At 46.5% G+C, this 275-nt stretch carries 1 protein-coding gene; it reads right to left on the bottom strand.

Going from position 1 to position 275, the window contains the following annotated elements:
* A partial coding sequence (locus JFU56_RS22430) for a GMC oxidoreductase (protein WP_242066056.1) occupies positions 1-275 on the bottom strand: 275 nt, incomplete at both ends.

The following is a 275-nucleotide window of genomic DNA, read 5'->3' on the forward strand; positions in this document are numbered from 1 at the left end:
GCACTGCCATTGGATCATCATCTGAACCCATTTTGCAGCCACATGAAGGGTGATAAGCACTTTCAACGTTCTGCTTAACCCATTCGTCAATCGCTTCATCAGAAGTAATGTTTAAACCCGGCTGAATCTCTTTGCCTCGGTACACATCCATCGCAGGTTGAGACAAAATCTCACGCGTCAGACGAATACAATCGCGCCAATCTTGGCGATCTTGTTCAGTCGAGATGTAGTTGAAAATGATCTCTGGCTTGGCATGCGGATCTGCAGAAGTGATC

The sequence above is a fragment of the Moritella sp. F3 genome (assembly GCF_015082335.1).
In the GTDB taxonomy this organism is placed as follows: Bacteria; Pseudomonadota; Gammaproteobacteria; order Enterobacterales; family Moritellaceae; genus Moritella.